15 protein-coding genes, 1 tRNA gene and 1 pseudogene are annotated in these 18631 nt (G+C 37.6%); 10 read left to right on the top strand and 7 right to left on the bottom strand.

What is annotated here, in order from left to right:
* Positions 1-51: 51 nt before the first annotated feature.
* Positions 52-720: a hypothetical protein gene (locus QNJ50_RS09145; RefSeq protein WP_300634402.1), complete on the top strand. Its 669-nt coding sequence runs from the start codon at positions 52-54 to the stop codon at positions 718-720.
* Positions 721-855: 135 nt separating this feature from the next.
* Entirely contained in the window at positions 856-1569 is a 714-nt protein-coding gene (locus QNJ50_RS09140; RefSeq protein WP_300634399.1) for a 2-phosphosulfolactate phosphatase, read from the top strand.
* A gap of 366 nt (positions 1570-1935) precedes the next feature.
* Here the strand turns inward: QNJ50_RS09140 and QNJ50_RS09135 are convergent, their stop codons facing one another.
* Together QNJ50_RS09135 and QNJ50_RS09130 are read right to left on the bottom strand one after the other, a co-directional pair.
* The gene (locus QNJ50_RS09135; protein ID WP_300634396.1) at positions 1936-4632 is read right to left on the bottom strand and encodes a CHAT domain-containing protein; all 2697 of its coding nucleotides are present in this window, start codon (positions 4630-4632) and stop codon (positions 1936-1938) included.
* 249 nt (positions 4633-4881) lie between these two features.
* Positions 4882-5316: a hypothetical protein gene (locus QNJ50_RS09130; RefSeq protein WP_300634394.1), complete on the bottom strand. Its 435-nt coding sequence runs from the start codon at positions 5314-5316 to the stop codon at positions 4882-4884.
* A gap of 280 nt (positions 5317-5596) precedes the next feature.
* On the opposite strand from QNJ50_RS09130, the gene QNJ50_RS09125 reads away from it, so the two are divergent.
* The 3 genes from QNJ50_RS09125 to QNJ50_RS09115 all read left to right on the top strand — a co-directional run bounded on the left by QNJ50_RS09125 (position 5597) and on the right by QNJ50_RS09115 (position 7921).
* Positions 5597-6538, top strand: coding sequence for an N-acetylmuramoyl-L-alanine amidase (locus QNJ50_RS09125; protein WP_300634391.1), 942 nt, complete (start codon positions 5597-5599; stop codon positions 6536-6538).
* Complete coding sequence (locus tag QNJ50_RS09120; protein ID WP_300634389.1) at positions 6531-6704, top strand: hypothetical protein; 174 nt, start codon at positions 6531-6533, stop codon at positions 6702-6704. Before QNJ50_RS09125 ends, QNJ50_RS09120 begins: the two co-directional genes overlap by 8 nt.
* Before the next feature lie 74 nt (positions 6705-6778).
* On the top strand, positions 6779-7921 hold the full coding sequence (locus QNJ50_RS09115; RefSeq protein ID WP_300634387.1) for a peptidoglycan-binding protein: 1143 nt from the start codon (positions 6779-6781) through the stop codon (positions 7919-7921).
* Between the two features lie 151 nt (positions 7922-8072).
* On the opposite strand, the gene QNJ50_RS09110 is transcribed toward QNJ50_RS09115, so the two are convergent.
* Positions 8073-8816, bottom strand: a complete 744-nt coding sequence (locus QNJ50_RS09110; protein WP_300634385.1) for a tetratricopeptide repeat protein — start codon at positions 8814-8816, stop codon at positions 8073-8075.
* Positions 8817-9913: 1097 nt separating this feature from the next.
* On the opposite strand from QNJ50_RS09110, the gene QNJ50_RS09105 reads away from it, so the two are divergent.
* Positions 9914-11332: a pentapeptide repeat-containing protein gene (locus QNJ50_RS09105; protein ID WP_300634383.1), complete on the top strand. Its 1419-nt coding sequence runs from the start codon at positions 9914-9916 to the stop codon at positions 11330-11332.
* A 134-nt stretch (positions 11333-11466) separates the two neighbouring features.
* Here the strand turns inward: QNJ50_RS09105 and QNJ50_RS09100 are convergent, their stop codons facing one another.
* Positions 11467-12465: a Gfo/Idh/MocA family oxidoreductase gene (locus tag QNJ50_RS09100; RefSeq protein ID WP_300634381.1), complete on the bottom strand. Its 999-nt coding sequence runs from the start codon at positions 12463-12465 to the stop codon at positions 11467-11469.
* 497 nt (positions 12466-12962) lie between these two features.
* Between QNJ50_RS09100 and QNJ50_RS09095 the strand changes: the two genes are divergently transcribed.
* Entirely contained in the window at positions 12963-13262 is a 300-nt protein-coding gene (locus QNJ50_RS09095; RefSeq protein WP_300634379.1) for a ferredoxin, read from the top strand.
* A gap of 336 nt (positions 13263-13598) precedes the next feature.
* Here the strand turns inward: QNJ50_RS09095 and QNJ50_RS09090 are convergent, their stop codons facing one another.
* A complete protein-coding gene (locus QNJ50_RS09090; RefSeq protein WP_300634485.1) occupies positions 13599-15188 on the bottom strand; it encodes a SpoIID/LytB domain-containing protein in 1590 nt (529 codons plus the stop codon).
* Between the two features lie 195 nt (positions 15189-15383).
* On the opposite strand from QNJ50_RS09090, the gene QNJ50_RS09085 reads away from it, so the two are divergent.
* Together QNJ50_RS09085 and QNJ50_RS09080 are read left to right on the top strand one after the other, a co-directional pair.
* Positions 15384-15644 (top strand): sulfiredoxin, encoded by a 261-nt coding sequence (locus tag QNJ50_RS09085; RefSeq protein WP_300634377.1) that lies wholly within the window; start codon positions 15384-15386, stop codon positions 15642-15644.
* A 97-nt stretch (positions 15645-15741) separates the two neighbouring features.
* The gene (locus tag QNJ50_RS09080) at positions 15742-16242 is read left to right on the top strand and encodes a Dps family protein (RefSeq protein WP_300634373.1); all 501 of its coding nucleotides are present in this window, start codon (positions 15742-15744) and stop codon (positions 16240-16242) included.
* Between the two features lie 227 nt (positions 16243-16469).
* Here QNJ50_RS09080 and QNJ50_RS09075 read toward each other — a convergent pair.
* Positions 16470-16543 (bottom strand) — tRNA-Arg (locus QNJ50_RS09075).
* A 193-nt stretch (positions 16544-16736) separates the two neighbouring features.
* A complete protein-coding gene (locus tag QNJ50_RS09070) occupies positions 16737-17951 on the bottom strand; it encodes a murein hydrolase activator EnvC (protein WP_300634370.1) in 1215 nt (404 codons plus the stop codon).
* 328 nt (positions 17952-18279) lie between these two features.
* Between QNJ50_RS09070 and QNJ50_RS09065 the strand changes: the two are divergent.
* Positions 18280-18532, top strand: a pseudogene (locus QNJ50_RS09065) (hypothetical protein); the annotation flags it as partial.
* Between the last annotated feature and the right edge of the window lie 99 nt (positions 18533-18631).

The following is an 18631-nucleotide window of genomic DNA, read 5'->3' as shown; positions in this document are numbered from 1 at the left end:
AAAAACAGATGTATTTTGATTTATACACTCAGAATCATTGTTCGCAAAAAAATGAAATATCAAAAACTTTTACCAATATTTCTAACAACAGCATCAATTTTATTTTTTGTTGCAGCAAACGCTCGTACTAATCAAACTACTATCTCTCAAACTATCTCTCAAAAATCACCTCAATCTTTGCCCACAGCAAATATTGTTAATAATGGGACTGAGTTAAAAATTCAAAGTGGTCAGACAACACAAAGCATAAAAGCTAGCAGCTTGAATGTTAAAGTTATTGACGGTGTAAATTGTGAAACTCTAAAAACTTTACCCGTTCAAAATGTATCTGGTAAGAGATTTGTACCCCAAGCAGTCAGTTTCGATCCAAAAACTGGAAATCTTGCAGTTGGAGTAGTGTTGCAAGAATGCGCTGATAGTCAAGAGAGTGCTGTATTTGTGCTACAACCACAATCTAGTTGGCGAAATTATGCGATCTACCGCGTCCAAGTACCAGGAGAAAAAACCTTACCCGATGAGTTTTCTACCTATCCCCTCAGAAGCATCAGTCAAATAGGTTTCTTCGGTGATAATTTACTAATCGAACACGGTGATGTATCTGAAACAGAAGCACTGGTAGTGTTTGGATCTTCTCGGACACCAGCAGGAAAGTATTCTGGCTGTGTAGTAACATCTGTTGGAGAAAGCCGGAATATTTGCCCAAATATTAAACCAGATTAGTTACAGATATAGATGAGCGATCGCTTTCATCGTTATGTGTAAAAGCAAAAAGTAATACATCTTGTAGAGACATAATATATTACGTCTCAAGTAATATATCTTGTAAAGACGTAATATATTACGTCTCTACATTGCATGACTTTTACTCAATCCCAATTCGACATTCGCTGTGAATGGGGTCAAAACGGAGTTAAACAGTTAGCTCCCATCAGCGATGTTGTGATTATCATTGATATTCTTTCGTTTTCAACCTGTATTGATATTGCGACTAACCGAGGAGCAACGGTTTTCCCTTATCAATGGAAAGATGATTCCGCAAGAGAGTTTGCTAAATTTATGAATGCGGAATTAGCAGAAAAACGAGGTGGTAGCGGTTATTCACTTTCCCCAGCTTCGTTAACAAAAATTTCTCGGGATACTCAGTTGGTACTACCTTCACCCAATGGTTCATCCCTGAGTTTAGCAACCGGAACAACTCCAACTTTGGCTGGATGTTTGAGAAATTGTCGAGCGGTTGCTTTAGCAGCGATGGGTTATGGAAGGAATATAGCAGTAATAACTGCAGGAGAAAGATGGGAAGATGGTAGTCTTCGCCCTGCATTTGAAGATTTTGTTGGTGCAGGAGCAATTATTTCTCATCTCACGGGTAGTTTATCACCGGAAGCACAAGCTGCAGCTAGTGTATTTCACAGTGCTAAACCTAATCTAAAAACCTTGTTGAAACAATGCGGTTCGGGGAAAGAGTTAATTGAGCGAGGTTTTGAGCGTGATGTTGATTTAGCAGCAGAATTGGATGTTAGTGAATGCGTTCCCGTGTTGGTGGATGAAGCATACAGACAGCTTGGGTAGATTGGTAAAAACAACTTTTAGTAACCTCGTTTAGTTCAAACTCTCACCTGGAAATCAACTTCCAGGCTAATAGCTCTTAGCGCAGCGTGGCGTTAGCCATAGTACATAAAATGCACTAAAAACCTTACCCAGTCTGCTTTAGCAGACTTTGTCTATGAGCCTGGGATTTTAATCCAAGGCGGATTGTTGGGCTAGTTGAGTTTGGGGTGTAAATTGTTAAATAACTAATCCCCTTCATAACCCAATACCGTTGAGTTAAGAATTTTTTTGAAAAAAATAACACTGTAGAGACGTGTTAGCGCTTAGCGACAGCGTACCGTAGAGGTATTAGGTCATAATTTCACGTTTCTACGAAGGAATTTAGGCTTATCTGAACCGTATTGCTTCATAACTAATCTCACCTGTTCTAATATCAGATGGATAAGATTCATGGGCTTTGCAGACAAATTTTGATAATTTCAGTTGGGTTTGAAGATCACTAATCAAATCAAAGTATTTATTCAAGCAGAAAAATATAGTTAAACTTTCCTGTTTTTCCAAACAAATTTGCAAAGCCTGATAAAGATTTTCATATTCCCACCCACAGAAAACAACACCTAGTTGTCGCTCCTGCGGATCTTCTGATTCCATCAGTTCTCTATAAAAACCAGCTAAACTCCGATAATGATTTTTAAAACCCTCCCGCACCGCTTCGCGGATTTCTCCATCGAGTTCTTTTAATCTTGCTTCCAAGAAGTAAGGAAATAGGGGGTGAATATTGAGTAATTCTGGTAGATCGTAATTAATTGGGGAAAGTAAACCCCAGTCGATCGCTGCTTGAATCGCGTCATCAAATTGGTCAAAGGGATAGTTTTTAAATGCTGCTAATTTTTGTAACCCCTCAATATATACGGGTATCGTTGCACGATAAATAAATCCACTAAAAGGAGCTAAACATAGTAATAACTGCTGTGCTTCATCTGATAAATTATTGTAGGAATATTCAACACATTTAATAATACTTTCCGTCTTATCTGTACTAGCACTATCTAAATTCACATCTCCAGCTTGCACTGCTGCTAAAATCTCTCCTGGAGATTGATTTCCCAAGTTTGCTAATACTACCTGCATTGCTAAAGGATATCCCGCTAAGACTTTCATTAGTTGCTGAAAGTCATCATCTTCACGGATTTTAGGAATGCGACGTGCTGACACATGACGTTCTAAAATCTTCTCAGCTAACACCGTGCGGGATTCTCGATCTAACCCGCGCAACTGATAGATATTTTGTTTAAATGTCGTCTTTTGTAACCACTCTTCATTACTGCGGGAACCGATGACAACGTAAGTCTTTCCACCGACTAACTTAGTTAAAAAACCTTGAATTTCTTGGCGTTGTTCAGGATTCAGGGTATTTTGAATTGCTAATTCCTCTCCCGTTACCGACTCAAAATTATCTAAAACAACCGTGTAGTTTTCAGCCCGGAGTGTTTTGACTAACTTTGCTACCTGAGCTTGCTGACCCATCGCTTGAAATCGTGCAAACTCAAACTTGTTATAAACTGACTTCCCAATATCAAACAGAATTTGTGTCAGCGTCCAAGCTTTGTGGTCGTAAGCAAAGTAAAATACATCTTGAGTAAAACTTGTAATCTGCCACCATTGGCGCAAATAATTGAGCAGAGTAGTTTTACCTGTTCCCCCCATTCCCTGCAACAGTAAAATATTGTGGCGTAGTAAAGCTTTTTCAACTTTGAGAATTGCTAAATCCCGTCCCACAAAACCATATTCCGGCTCCAAGAAAGAAAACTTACTACTAACAGACTCAAAATATTCCTCTTCTTCCTCCGGTGTAAATTCCCGCAAGTTGAAATTAACAGCTTTGTTAGTGTAAACCAGAGGTAACAGCCAATCTTCTAAATCAATTGTCTTATTAAAGTAGGCTTTGCGTCCTTTTCTCCTGAATAATTCTCCCCTACCCAAACGGATCGCCTCATTGATACTTTTATTATTAAACAAATGGCGGTAAAGCTGTTCCATGACGATCGCAGCAGCAGAAACCGTCACCGAATATCCCATTGCTACCACCATCTGCATTCCCGCAGTCATCAAGCGACTTCCTAAACTGGTTTCTCGGGAATCTGCTTGTTCTTTCTCGTCTCCCTCATCCCCTAACTTAACCTGTTTCGCTGACTGACAAGCATTCAAAATACACACAGGAATACCCTTACCTGTCAGTAAATCTGCTAATTCCTGGGCTTCTACCGGATCAGCTTCTCCCTTGCTTTCCCCTTCCAAAAACAAAAACGCTTTTACACCATCATAAGGTTCTAGATCGTACCTACCGTATCTGTTCTGATAAACGTAGCGATTTCTTTGTATTTCTTGCTTTACATCCTCATACCTCATCAGTGCGCCATGACAATCAAAATGAATTACATGGTAAAAACCTGTACCTTTAGCTTCCAAGTATTCATATAAAGCCTGATAAGTCGCAGGACGCAGTAAATCCACATTGACCCGCAACTGACAATTTTCAATTAATTCAATTAAAGGGCGAGAAATAGTACGATATCCAACATCATCTTCCTCATCCGGACGCGCCGTTACCACCAACAAATTAATTACTGGAGATGGTTCGACGTATGTTGATGTACTCGTCGGTTTGACACTTTTACGCACCATAATACAATCTACCGCTAAAGGTCGCGGTAAATCTGGATCTCTCATCGCTTCCCAATGCAAACCATGAAATTCTGGGGTTTTGCTAACTATTTCAATTTGTAACTGACTTAAATTACCCCGTAGTTGGCGATATGCGCTGTAAGCGTCAAAATCTGCTTTGAAAACTTGCTGAAATAAACTTTCTCCGTAAGACCTTATGCTATTTGCTGCTCTCTGAGCAATTGTAGTGTCAGTAAAAGGGAACCTCACCCAGTCTTCGAAATACCACTCTAATTCTTTTTCTTCCTTGGGTGTAAATGGTTCAGTAACACTAACAGAATATTCTGCACCATCAAAGCTCAAACAAACCTCAAATCCGTTATCAGTTTTGCGCTCCTCTCGAATGATGATGACTGGCATAGGGTTAATATATAAGTATTAATATTTGCATACAGTTTCTCATACAAATTATTGTTGCTAATTCCGGGAAAAACATGCCATTTGCTGGTTAATGATAGTTAAAAAAGGCTCAATATAAAAATTCTAAATCATTTATAAAAATCAATATTCTTTTGTAGAGACGCGACATGTCGCGTCTCTACATGATTTATCTGTTCACAAATTGTATATACTCAATTATTAGATTCACTTTCAGGCTCAGTATACTTCTCAATTATTAGATTCACTTTCAGGCTCAGTATTACAATAAACATTCACCCCAATATTGAGAATATACAACGCTACTACAGTAGCAATCGCCCCATCAATCGGAATTCCATTCAAAGCAGCAACTGTGACCAAAGAACCAATAATGCTGTTGAGTAAAGAAGCACTCTTTGGGTCTTTAGTATGTTCCTTGATTTTTCCCCGCAAACCCTCATCACCACAGATTTCAGTGCGAATTTCTTCTAGGGTTAACTTTAACAAAGACTTCTTCGCGCCGTAATTAACCTGACCAAATTTTTCTTGCCAAAGTCTATCAAACGCTGCTTCCAAATCGCCATCATTGTCTTCAATCGTTGTGAGTGCTTTTTGTATCTGAGTATCATTAGGAATAAGCTGTTGATAATCTTGGATTTCCGATAATTCTAGCTGAGTAGTCATGAGAGATTGGTGAGTAATGAGTAATGAGTAATAAGTAATAAGTAACAAGTAAGGAGGTAGAGACGTAGCATGCTACGTCTCTACAGGAGTAATGAGTAATTGGTAATTTGGTTTTCCCCATCCTCCCACACTTCCCACACTCCCCACACTTTCCCCAATCCCCACCCCAAATCATTGTCAAAATAGAAAATATTTGATACTTAAGAAATTGATTTGTCTAAGTATTTGAGAAATATATTTAGAGAAATATATTTAGAAATATATACGGGGTTACATAAAAATGAAAATTGGTATTGATATTGGACATAATGCACCTCCTGATACAGGAGCTAAAGGGATTAAATTTGAAGACCATTTAACTACAGAAGTAGGCTTAATGGTGATGGAAAAATTAAAAGCCTTAGGTCATACAGTTGTCGATTGTAAACCCCAAAAAGTATATTCCGTAAAACAGTCCCTTGTTCAAAGGGTAAATATTGCCAATTCAGCCCGAGTGGATGTTTTTGTTTCAATTCACTTTAACGCTTTTAATACTAGAGCGTATGGTACAGAAATCTTTGCAACTAGTAGTAAAGGTAGACAATTTGCTAAACCTGTATTGACAGAAATTGTTAAACTTGGATTTTTTAATCGTGGAATCAAAAATGGTTTCCACTTGTATGTTGTACGGAATACAAATATGCCTGCAATCTTAGTTGAGTGCTGCTTTATCGACTCGCAAAGAGATATGAAGTTGTATAATAGCGAAGCGATGGCAAATGCAATTGTTAAAGGTTTAACAGGTGAACTTCCAGCACCGCCAATAGAAGCAATACCTGATGAAACTAACAATCCAGATACCTCTGTTCTTCGTTTACAAAAAGCATTAAACAGACTAAAGATAAGCGATAAAGATGATAAAATGCTCGACGAAGATGGAGAATTAGGCCCAGCAACTAACTCTGCAATTGAAAATTTTCAAACAACTGTGGGAATTCAAATTACTGGAGTTGCAAGTAAAACGACATGGGATGCTCTCAATGAGATTTTATCCAAACCAATTGTGAGACAAAATCACGCTGCTGGTACATTAGTTCAATATTTGCAATACCGTTTGGGAGCAGATATGGACGGAATTTATGGTCCACAAACAGAATTAGCAATTAACACATTTCAACGAGATACTGGCTTAGTTATTGATGGAATTGTTGGACCCCTAACTTGGGAAAAATTGATTGGATAACCACCGCTGCGCGGAAGTAAAAAGTCAAAAGTCAAAAGTCAAAAGTCAAAAATTACCAGTTACTAGTTACCAATTACCCATTACCCATTACCCATTACCCATTACCCATCACCAATTACCCATTACCCATCACCAATTACCCATTACCAAAAATCCTAATAGGTAGATTCCCATAGATTTTGACAATTTTGATTGCTACATCTCGAAAAGTATGTTACAAATATAACCTTACAACTTCACGTGTTGCTTAATTTTGACGACACCAAGGGCGAACGACTAGTAAAAACTATGGCTTTTAATATTGGGGTGCTGAATCTACCTATTCTCAGACTGGGTTCTGAGGGTGCTTATGTCAGTGCTTGGCAAAGTTTTCTTAAGAATGAGGGATATCCAATTGAAGTTGTTGATGATGATTTTGGTCAACTTACTGATAAAGCAACTCGAATTTATCAACAAAAAAATAATTTAGATGTTGATGGTGTAGTTGGTAATGGTAGCTATACCCAAGCAGCTAAACAAGGTTTTATTGAAAAAGGTTTTATTCAACAAGTACCGAACATTCAGGGTAATCAACTATTGAATTATCTTGGTTTTGGAGAGACGCAAGTTAAAAACTTACAAGCAAGCTTAAATCAAGTTGCACGCCTAACCCCAGCTTTAGTTGTTGATGGTGACTTTGGTCCCAGAAGTAGTAAGGGGCTAGCAGAAGCATATTTAAAAAGGGATATACGCCTCAAAGGTGAATTAGAAGCAGTTATTAATGATGCAACAAAGCAAAGCTTGGGAGAACATTTTTCCCGATCAATGCAAATATTCGACAAATACGCCAGAGTTCTTCGTCTCCGTCTGAGTGGACCCCACTGGATTAAATCTTTCCCCACAAGTAGAGCGATCGCAGATTTAAAATCACCCTTTCGTCAAAGAGTCCAAAGATTTGAACAAGCATTAATTGATGCAGGTTGTCAGGTAATTGTCACTGCAACCCATCGTCCTAGAGAAAGAGCACACCTCATGCATTACGCATCGAGAATTGCTCGTAGAAATATTTACCCGAGATATGTACCTGGACTCAAAGGGGTAAATATTGATTGGGAACATTATACTAGAGCCGGTTCCATCCGAGGTGCTCAAGACATGGTAGATGCTTATGGTATTGGTAATAATCCCGTATCGTTACGTTCTAGACATATACAAAGATTAGCCATTGATTGGATTATTACTTGGGAAGGAACAATTAAAATTAAGGATACTCGTGGAAGAGTAATAACTGTTGGTGCACCGACAGATGCTTCTGCAAATCAAACCATGTGGAGAGTAGGTGCTTCCTATGGTGTCTATAAGTTGGCTGGCGATCCACCCCATTGGTCTATAGATGGAGCTTAATATTTGATTTGCGAACAGATAAATCCTGCACTGCAGAGATGCTGCATGCTTACCTTACAATGCTATGCGCAGTGCAAGATGCGCTTATCGTGCCAATGAAGACTGCATCTTTACAATGCTGATTATCATCAATAATTTAGGACTACTATAACTAGTAAATTAAATCTTGAAATCTCTTATCTTCACGTATTATCTCAAAATCAGGATCATTTTGCGCTAATTGTTTATATCTATCGGGAGCCCTATCTATAACTTTTTTGAGATGCTTTAAGGCTAAGCTAATATTGTTCTGAAGAGCATGAATACAAGCCTTGTTGTAGTATGCTTCAGTAGTATTGGGCGCAATTGCGATCGCTTCATCATAAGAATCTATGGCTTCTTGATAACGCTGTATTTTAGATAGAGCAACACCTCGATTAATCCAAGCTTCATACTTGTCAGGTTTAATCCTAATAGCTTGTTCGTAGGAATGAATTGCTTCTGAATAACGTTTTATTTGGGCTAACACATTACCTCGGTTATACCATGACTGATGCTGGTTTACCTGAAGTGTAATAGCCTTGTCATAGGATGCTATTGACTGCTCATAAAGTTTAAGTGCTGCTAAAGCATTACCTCTATTATTCCAAGCCTCAATATTATCGTCTTCAATCGCAAGTAGTTGGTTATATAGATTTACAGCTTCATCATAATAATGATTGTCTAGCAAAATATTAGCTTGTTGCAATAATATTTGAGCTTCCTGAGAATCATATGCTTGTATAAAAAACTGGGAAATATTATTTTCCAGAACTATGGGCTGCACTAATTCTCTCGAACGTTCTCTCTCCTGAACACAACCAAAAGAGAATAAAGCTATTAGGCTTGAGACAACTATGCAGCGGCAGTTGGCCATTCTTTACCTACAGAACTCATATTTTTATAGTAAATCTTTAAGTGCTCTAATAAAATAGAAAATAAACATTAAATTATTTTGATATAATTTTAATGCACTTACATAAATAGCTTTAATTGCACTAAAGATAGTCGCAATTTGCTTTGTATCCAAAATCGAAAAAATTTAGATAAATTACATTTCTAATTGTTTATATTGTCAACATTCCTAAATTACATTCAGTTTATATAATATCTGATAGGTAGTTTTGTCAATATTTACTATGGTATTTAGCTCAAAAATTATTTTTATTTTAGTCAAATATTTATCGTGACTTAGTCAATAGAAATGATATTTATGTATTTATAATTTTCTTATATAACTATCAGTTATTTATATATTTGAGAACTATATTTGAGAGTTAACTTCAACCAGATGATTTAGTCAATGTTGAAAATATTATATCTATTAAAAGTTATATTTATACCGCAATTATCTCTTGTAGCAAGAGTTCAAATCAATCTCTTATAGAACTTACGCAACCGGCACATTTTTTTGTAGGGTGTGTGACACTTAGAGTGAACTTGAACCTATTAATAAGGTTTTTAGTGTCACGCACCACCAGTATATTGTGACAATTGCGTAAGTCCTGTCTTAATTATGGTGACGGTCAAATTAAAAAATCCGATTAATTCAACTCAAAGCTGAAAGTAGCATTTTCATTAGATTATTATTATACTAGTCACTTACAAGTAGTTAATAATACTTGTACTGTAATTGTTTTGAAATTTTAGCAGATAAAATCAGGAATCAGAATAAAAGTAGTGATTGATATACAGCAAGTATAAAATTTATGAATCATTTTCAGTGAGAGCTATGGGAAAAATATGCACAACCTGCTTTCCTGATTGCGGCACTCAGGAATAACATAATATTAAGTAAAATTAATTATAAATATTAAAGTAAACAGTTGAATTTGAAAAATAACTGCAAAGGCAAAGCACCATACCTAAAATTTGTTGATTGTTTCTGCATGATATTGCACTGTTATTACCTGAATAGTAAGAAACAGGCAGATAAAAGTAATAGATTTGGGTATGCTATAAGCGCATAGAAAAATGAGTATTGAATCCAACTCTGACTCCAATGAGTCCTTTCTCGATAATCAATTGCAATCAGAAAATGGCATTCGTCACGATAAGATTTTTTTGTCTGTAACTGGTGATAAAGATCAAGAAATCAATGAGGTACTAGCTGCATTACAATCCGAAGAAAACAGAATAAAGTTAAGTAAAGCTTCTCAATATAAAGCCAGCGACAAAGCTAATAATGAGGGAGGAGCTAATAGTGACAAGACTAATGGTGACAAGGTTAATTATATTTACAGAAATGGCACTAGTTTAAATATACTCCAGCCTAAAGCCATGGTAATTGCCCTAATGGCGATCGCTGTTACCATCATTGGTATTTCTCTGGATAACTTATTCATAGGTGCATTAGGTGTACTAGTCAACTTATTTTTGTCAGGGACTATTCTAATACCTTGGTTAAAAGTTGTACTTAGTGAGTGGTTGACACCCCAACAGCGCTCTTTGACAATTGCCCTGATTGGTTTAACAATCGCAGTTATTGCCATAGTTAGATTTTCTGATGTTCCAATTAACTGGGATGCTTCTGGTACTTTAGCTGAGTGGTTTGGAGCATTAGGACAAATCTCAATTGCAATTATTGCTGTCTATGTAGCTTGGCGACAGTACGTTATCTCCAAAAACTTAACAATTCAACAAAATTTACTGACAGTTCAGCAAAATAATCTTACAATCCAACAAAATAGTATTACCCAACAGCAAACAATCGATTCTTACTTTCAAGGAATATCCGATCTAGTTTTGGATGATGAAGGATTGTTGGAGGATTGGCCTCAAGAACGTTTATTGGCACAGGGACGAACTGCCGCAATTCTTGGTAGCGTGGATGCTCAAGGTAAAGCTAAGATTATTCGTTTTCTTTCCCAATCCAAATTGCTTACTCCCCTGAAGCGTGATAGCCATTTAGGTAGAGCAATCTTTGATGGCAAGGGTGGTTATGCTGAAGATAGATATTATGGGGTAAGGGTAATTGATTTGGGCGTGATGCTAGCAGGAGCAGACCTTTCCCATAGCGATCTACGTTGGACAGATTTAAGTGATGCAAATTTGGTCAGAGCGAATCTCAGTGATTGCGACTTAGTAAAAGCGAATCTAGCTCGCTGCATCCTTTACGAAGGAAATTTAAGCGATAGCGATCTCAACGGCACTCGTTTGTTTTACGGTACTGCAGAAAATGCATCACCACGCAGTCGTGACTCTCCGCCAAACTATAAAACTGGTGAATATACTGGTGCAGTAGTGCAAAATGTCGATTTCAGTAATGTTAAACGAATGCCCGAACGTGTCAAATATTATTGTTGTGCTTGGTGCGGAGACAAAAGCAGAGCTACTATTCCTGGGGGTTGTCAAGGCATTCCTAATAAGTTGGAAGAGGGGATTGGGGATTAGCGACTGGGGACTTGGGAAAAGTGTGGGAAGTGTGGGAAGTGTGGGAAGTGTGGGGAAGACTAAATTACTTCTTAATTCTTAATTCTTACTCATTACTGTGCGCTGTCGCGCCCCGCTTACGCTAACATTACTTCTTACTTAACAACCACACTTAACCCTGTCTCAGCGGATTTTCTAGCTGCTTCTGCTACCTTCAGGGCATACAAGCTTTGTTCGGGAGAAATATACAAAGGTGCACCCTCAAACAAATGCTCTAAAACCATATTTGTATCTTTATAAAATAAACCTTTACGACTGGGCAAATCTATTGAAACAGTCTCTTTTTTCTGCATTAAAATGCCTTTAGCACCTTCAAAAATTAACGCGCCATTTTCACCATGAACTTCAAATTTTCGCTCCCTTTGCCACAGGCTTTTACCCTTACCATATAAAATTTCTGCCAAAACCCCATTCTCAAAACGGAGTTGAGCCGTACAAATACAACCTTGGTAATATTGAGCGTCTTCATTTAAAAATCGATTATGGCAATTGACGGTTTTTACATCGCCAAATAAATCTATTAGACGATAAATTCGTGAAAGTGCCCCCATCAAAGGAAAACCGAATAGATCGTGATTGTAACTCCACCTCAAACCTATGAAGTTTTGTGGCTTGATTGTGCGATAGGAAGTATAGAAAACCTTTCCTAACTGAGGTACTCTTTCTTTGAGTGAAGAGTGTAAACCACCTAAAACCTCAATATGCCCTACATGCAAAAGTTTATTCTGAGCCTTAGCAAGAGCAATGATTTCTAAACCTTGAGTCACATCTAAACTCAAGGGATATTCCACAACAATATGTTTACCTGCAGATAATGCAGCCAATGCAATTTCCCCATGATGTTGATTAACTGTACTTGCAACAATTAGATCTACATCTTGACGCCCTATTAACTCCTCCCATCCTTCAACTACTTTACAGTCATACTGTTGAGCAAATGCTGCTGTCTTATGGGGTGTATTCCCAGCTACTGCGACTAAATCTGAACGCGTATCTTTTAAAAATGCTTCTGCCCTTAATTTTGCTGCATAACCAGTCCCAATCATACCCACTTTTATCGGTCCTGCCCCTGGAGCGCGAGAAAGATTATACATCCTAGTCTTTCACTGCTGTTTTGATGTTTGGTATTGATTTTGCCTGCACACAAAAAATATTTTTTTATTGCGTGCAATAAAATCTTACTTAATGAATATACCTTTATTTAGAAGTTTATGCATCAAGATATCAATGACCTCTGACTTTTGCAATTAGAACTTATCCGCAGCAGATTATTTTAGCCCAGATGTAACAATTATGACTTAGGTTTTTCAGTTTTGATTGGCAAAATAAGCATTTTAGAGTTTTTCTATAACTTTAAATTATATATCAGTTGAAAACAGTCTAAATAGATAAGTAAAAATTATTGGTATTGGATAACTAAATCTCATTACTAATCGGGTTGAAAATTCAGTTACACGATCAAATTTTTCTCGTAGTATCAGAATTGAAGCAAAATTAATTTTGATAACTCACTTAATAAAAATATAAGTGAAGTTAGACTAATTGCTTTAAATAACTTATACTGCCGAACTCAAGAGAGAGGATTAACAAAATGGCAACTTACAAAGTTACACTTATTAGCGAAGCCGAAGGCATAAATCAAGTCATCGAATGTGACGACGATACCTATATTCTTGATGCTGCGGAAGAAGCAGGTTTAGATTTACCTTATTCTTGTCGCGCTGGTGCTTGTTCCACATGTGCTGGAAAAATCACAGCAGGTTCTGTAGATCAGTCTGACCAATCATTCTTAGATGATGATCAGATGGAAGGTGGATACGTACTTACTTGCGTTGCTTACCCAACTTCTGATTGCACCATCGAAACTCATCAAGAAGAAGCTCTCTACTAAGCTTGAGACAAAAAAAAGCAGCACACAGAGAGACAAAGTATTACTCTGCTGTGTCTGCGAAGTTAACTTAGTTGAACAAACATCTAGTATTATGATAAGCAGGAAAGCCAGTTAGTGTGTTTTCCTGCTTAATATTTAGAAATGTTTGTCACCCATCATTTATTGTGGTAGAGATGTGGGTGAGAACGTTATGGTGCTACCCACAAGTTAACAGTTAAAATTTAAAAGCTAAAAGTTAAAAGTCAAAAGATATTCTACGGACACTTTAGGGAGCAGGGAACAGGGAACAAGGAACAAGAAACAGAGAAGTGAGAGAAGAGTTATAAGACCTGAATTCTACTTTTGTGCAATTTGGTTAAGAGTTTGAATTTGAGTACCGGGATAGTAAAATTTTAGAATCTGGTCATTAGACCAACCTAATTTAGCTAATTTTTGTGCGCCAGTCTGACTCAAACCTACACCGTGTCCCAAACCACCTCCAACGAAAGCATAACCCCAAATTCCAGGTTTTCCTTTATTTAAAGGTTGTAAGTAAAATAATGTGCTGACGGGAGCAGCAAAGGCGCTACGAACTTCGTCTTTGTGCAAGTGAAAGGTACCTATATCAGTGTTAATGGCTAATTGAAGAATACGTCCACCTTTACTTCGTTTTTCAACAACTATGTTGTTAATTTGTTTGAATTTAGCAAAGGGACTGTTTTTGACTTTCAAAAACTTCTGCAAGCCTTTGGTGATATCTTCCATACTTGTTTCCCGACGCCAACGAAACCAGCGTTGTTCGCTTTCATTAAAGCCTTCTTCCAAACTGATAAATTTCCGGAAGTTTTCTTCATCAGCTAAACTTTTTTGAGATAAACTCCAAATATTCAGGTGAGAATCAATGATTGGACGTAAATAAGGACGTTGAGTACCGTTCCAAACATCATCGAAAAAAGCCGTTACACCCCCAGTTGTGGAAGAATACAAAGCATCAACTAATTTATTATCGTAGGTAAGCACCATTCCTCTTGTGGAAGCGATCGCTCGATCTGTGCTTGAACTTGCACCAGTTATCCCAAAGTAAACTTGACAGTGTGTATCTGCACATAACTCATAGTTGTCAACTGCAAATCTACGCACATTTCTCAGAGCATAGGTGCGAGCAATAACAGCTTGTGCTTCTAAGGAAGCCTTGGGAGCATTTCGACCAATCTCATAGGGTACAACCCCCCGCAAATATTTTTCCAGGGGTACTTGATTTACTAAGGTATAGGTACCGTAAGCATTTGGTTGTACGCGCAATCTTCCGGGATAAAGCCTAGCTCTTTTAGAATTTTTATTCGATCTAACTCTAATTAAATTTTTGTTACTACTAATTTCTAAGTGTTCGCGGTTATAACGGTTATTCCCAATTACCCAGCTAATTTTTGGTTCTTGCTTGAAAATATTTGTTTTGATATAAGCTAGTTTCTTGCCTACTTTTTGTACGTTCTGCAATAGTAAGCGCCGTAGTAATGGTGTGTTATAAACTTCTCGTTTCGCCCAAACTTCCCAACGTTCGGGTTGGGCTATTTCCACTTCTATTCCTTTTTCCCGCCACTTTTTAGCACCATCTTCTGCTGCTTCAAAAGTACGAAATGTTCCTAAAACAACTCTTTCATCAATTTTGGTATCTGACAACTTTGCCGTGCTAATTTCTAAGTTCACCGGATTAGCTGTAACCAAAGTCTGGTCTTTACCTTTTTTTTTGAACTTAAGTTTCAGGAAATCGCCATTTGTTGGTTCTAGTTTGAACTGTCGTTGGGGATCTTCGCCAAATTTTTGTACTATTCCCACACTCAATTCGACATCTCCAGTAGTATTAGCGTAAGTATAAGTACTGGTGATAAATGGTAAAAAAAGCGCCGTTAAAATCCCAGATGAGAAACGCCAAATCCAAATATTAATTGAAACCAAGATTTTCCGCCTCTGCCGCCTGCTAGTTACTTTTTTAACAAAAATAATTTGATTTTTGTGGTGCGATTAGGCACTTAATAATATTATGACTACTTTTTTCCAATCCGAAGACTTGCTAAATGAAGTCATAACGACTATGATTAATTTAAGGATAAAAAATATGATTACTAAAAAAGGTTAAGGCTAATGAGGGTAGAGGAAATTCCACTTGATCGAATCAAAAGACCATTACCGAGACAGAACAACCCAGAAAAAGTCAAATTTTTGATGGAGTCGATCGCACAGATAGGTCAGCAAGAACCAATCGATGTTTTAGAAGTAGAGGGACAATACTACGGTTTTTCTGGTTGTCATCGTTATGAAGCCTGTCAACGTTTGGGTAAAAAAACAATCTTAGCAAGAATTCGTAAAGCTCCGAAAAGTGTTTTAAAAATGCACATTGCATGAACCAAAACTCAAAAGTCAAAATTAAATATTTATTGCTTAAGTAATAATAAAAAGTTAATAAACAAACAACGATAAGTAATCGATCAGGAGAAAGACAATGCAAGCTCAAGGTGCAAATACTAACGCAATTCCCGTCAATATTGGTATTGATGAAGATAGCAGAGCAAAAATAGCTGAAGGACTATCTCGTTTGCTAGCAGATACTTACACTTTGTATCTTAAAACCCACAACTTTCATTGGAATGTTACGGGTCCAATGTTCCAGACTTTGCATTTGATGTTTGAGACTCAGTATACAGAGTTATCTGCAGCAGTAGATTTAATTGCTGAAAGGATTCGTGCACTTGGTTATCCAGCACCAGGAACTTACAGTGAATATGTGAAATTGAGTTCGATTTCTGAAACTCCGGGAGTTCCGAAAGCTAAAGAAATGATTCGCTTGCTAGTAGAAGGACAGGAAGCTGTGGTTAGAACAGCGCGTTCTGTTTTTCCGGTGGTTGAAGAAGTGAATGACGAACCAACTGCTGATTTACTAACTCAGCGGATGCAAGTCCATGAGAAAACTGCTTGGATGTTGCGTAGCTTGTTAGAAGATTAATTACCAGAAGATTAATTACTAGAAGATTAATTACTAGAAGATTAATTACTAGAAGATTAATTACTAGAAGATTAATTACTAGAAGATTAATTACTAGAAGATTAATACTTTTTTGCAATCGTAATTTTTGAGGTTCTGCTCTGTATCATATTACTTGAGGCAGAACCTCAACATTCTTATTCCCAGTTTGTTCTTGGAAGTTTAATCAGGATTTGAGTAAATAAAAGCGAGCGCGGAGGGATTCGAACCCCCGACCTACAGAACCGGAATCTGACGCTCTAATCCACTGAGCTACGCGCCCTCGTTATTACAAACGAAATTATTTGTTTGCATACCCGAATAGTATACCTTGGATCTCTTTGGCTGGCTATAGGTAGTTAGTGATTTATTTTTGTGTAGGAAGATTGTATTTCCCACTGTGTTCAAAAGACATCTCCGAAAAAGAATATAAAAGCCTTGTGTAGTCAGGGGTGATATCTCATTTCTGGAGATGTCTAAAGATAATTAGCTGGATTTACAGGTTTACCATTTTTCCTAACTTCAAAATGCAGGTGAGGACCAGTTGACAAACCAGTAGAACCAATTGCAGCGATCGCTTGTCCCCGTTTAACAGATTCACCTTCGGAAACATAAAGTTTACTGCTATGACCGTAAAGGGTGGTAATTCCTTTACCGTGGTTGATAATTACAGCATAACCATAACCACCATACCAACCCGCAAAAATCACAGTTCCCGAATCAGCAGCACGAATCGGACTTCCATAACTCGCTGCAAAGTCCATACCGGTATGCATGCGTCGATAACCAAGTTTGGGATGAATCCGAAAACCGAAAGGACTGCTAATCCGACCATTACTAGGAAATGCCATAATACCGCTACCGCGAACCCAGTTTCTTTTACTATTAGCTTTAGCTAGTTCTGCGGCTCTGATTTTTTGTTGAATTAAATTTCCTATGGCTTGTGAGTCCTTCTGAAGTTGAGCTTGAGCAGCTTTCAACGCGAGGCGATCGCTATTCAAACGCCCGACCAATTCTGATTGCAATTGTGCTTGGGTCTGATAATCTAATTTTTGGGCGAGCAATTGTTGACGAATTAAAGCTATTTCATTTTTTTTGGTTTCAACTTCGGTTCTTTGTTGTTTGATTTGATTAGCTTGTTGGGTTAATTTGATTAAAATTTTGTGGTCAGCTTGATATAACAACTTTAAGTTGCGACGACGACTAAAAAAATCGTTCAAGTTTTCACTTTGCAATAAAATCGCCCATCCTTGAGTTAGTTGCGATCGCTGCAAAAATCGCAATCTTGCAACTACTGCTGTTTGTTGTTCTTGATAGGAACTTTGTGCTGCTGTTAATTTTGTTTCTAATTCTTGGAGGCGTTTGTTTGCTTGTTTTAAACGCTGTTCGCTGTCTTGAATATTGTTATTTGTAGTTTTGAGGTTTTCCTCTAAACCAGTAAGACGCTTTTTTGCTTTTGTTTCTAAATTAGTCAGGCGTTGTTTTTCTTTGGTTACTCCCTGATGCTTCTGCTTGATTTGTTTTTGTTGCGATCGCAGTTGTTTAATGGTTTGTCCTGAAGCTTGCTGACCTACAGTAAAAAATACTGGATCAGAAAATACTAAGAATATTAATAATAAAGAAAACAAGCCGTATAAAAACGGATTCAAATATTTGGGAAGATTGATTTTTGGTGAAGATAATAATTTCATCTGGTTAGATTTACTCAAGCAAGCTCAAGAAGCATCACCAGTATGATTCCCAAAAATCACTGAATTTACACAGTTTTTATATTTAGAAATTACGCAACTGGCATATTTGCAAGGGTAGAGGTGCGACCAGATGATAAATAAAGTAAGGCAAATTAGGGTTTACGGTGTCGCGCACCAATGAGAGAGACAACGGGAGCATCCCAATTTTGCAAAAGGATGAAAAGGAATCAATATTATTCGCGAGCATTTATCGCGAATAATGCGGGGCTATACATCAGCACCACAATTGGAGAGAATAAATAATGATCGAGTTTGCTTTAGCCAACCAATGACACCAGAAGACAAGAAGCTTTTAGATAGTCACGTTAAAGAAATAGCTAAAATTCTATACAAAAACGCACCAATAGAAAAGCTTGAAACCTTTGAAGGTATTGAAACAACCGTTCGTGACCAAGTATTAGAACACGTCAATCCGAAAATCGCATTTCTTGGTGCGCGTTCCCTTGCGTCTTACGCCGACGCGTTTTATCTCAGAAAAAACTGGAACGGACATTCGTGGCGCTAGCCGGTTAGAGTCGATGTCCCGTATTACCGGGAGCACCTCTCCTTCAAATCCGGACGTGCAACTTTCGCCGCATCCGGCTCCTAAGTGTTTTGTTTTGCTGAATGCGTGTAATGGT

Origin of the sequence: Mastigocoleus sp. MO_188.B34 (assembly GCF_030065675.1) — a bacterium.
In the GTDB taxonomy this organism is placed as follows: Bacteria; Cyanobacteriota; Cyanobacteriia; order Cyanobacteriales; family Nostocaceae; genus Mastigocoleus.
This window is presented reverse-complemented; position numbering and strand designations above follow the sequence as displayed.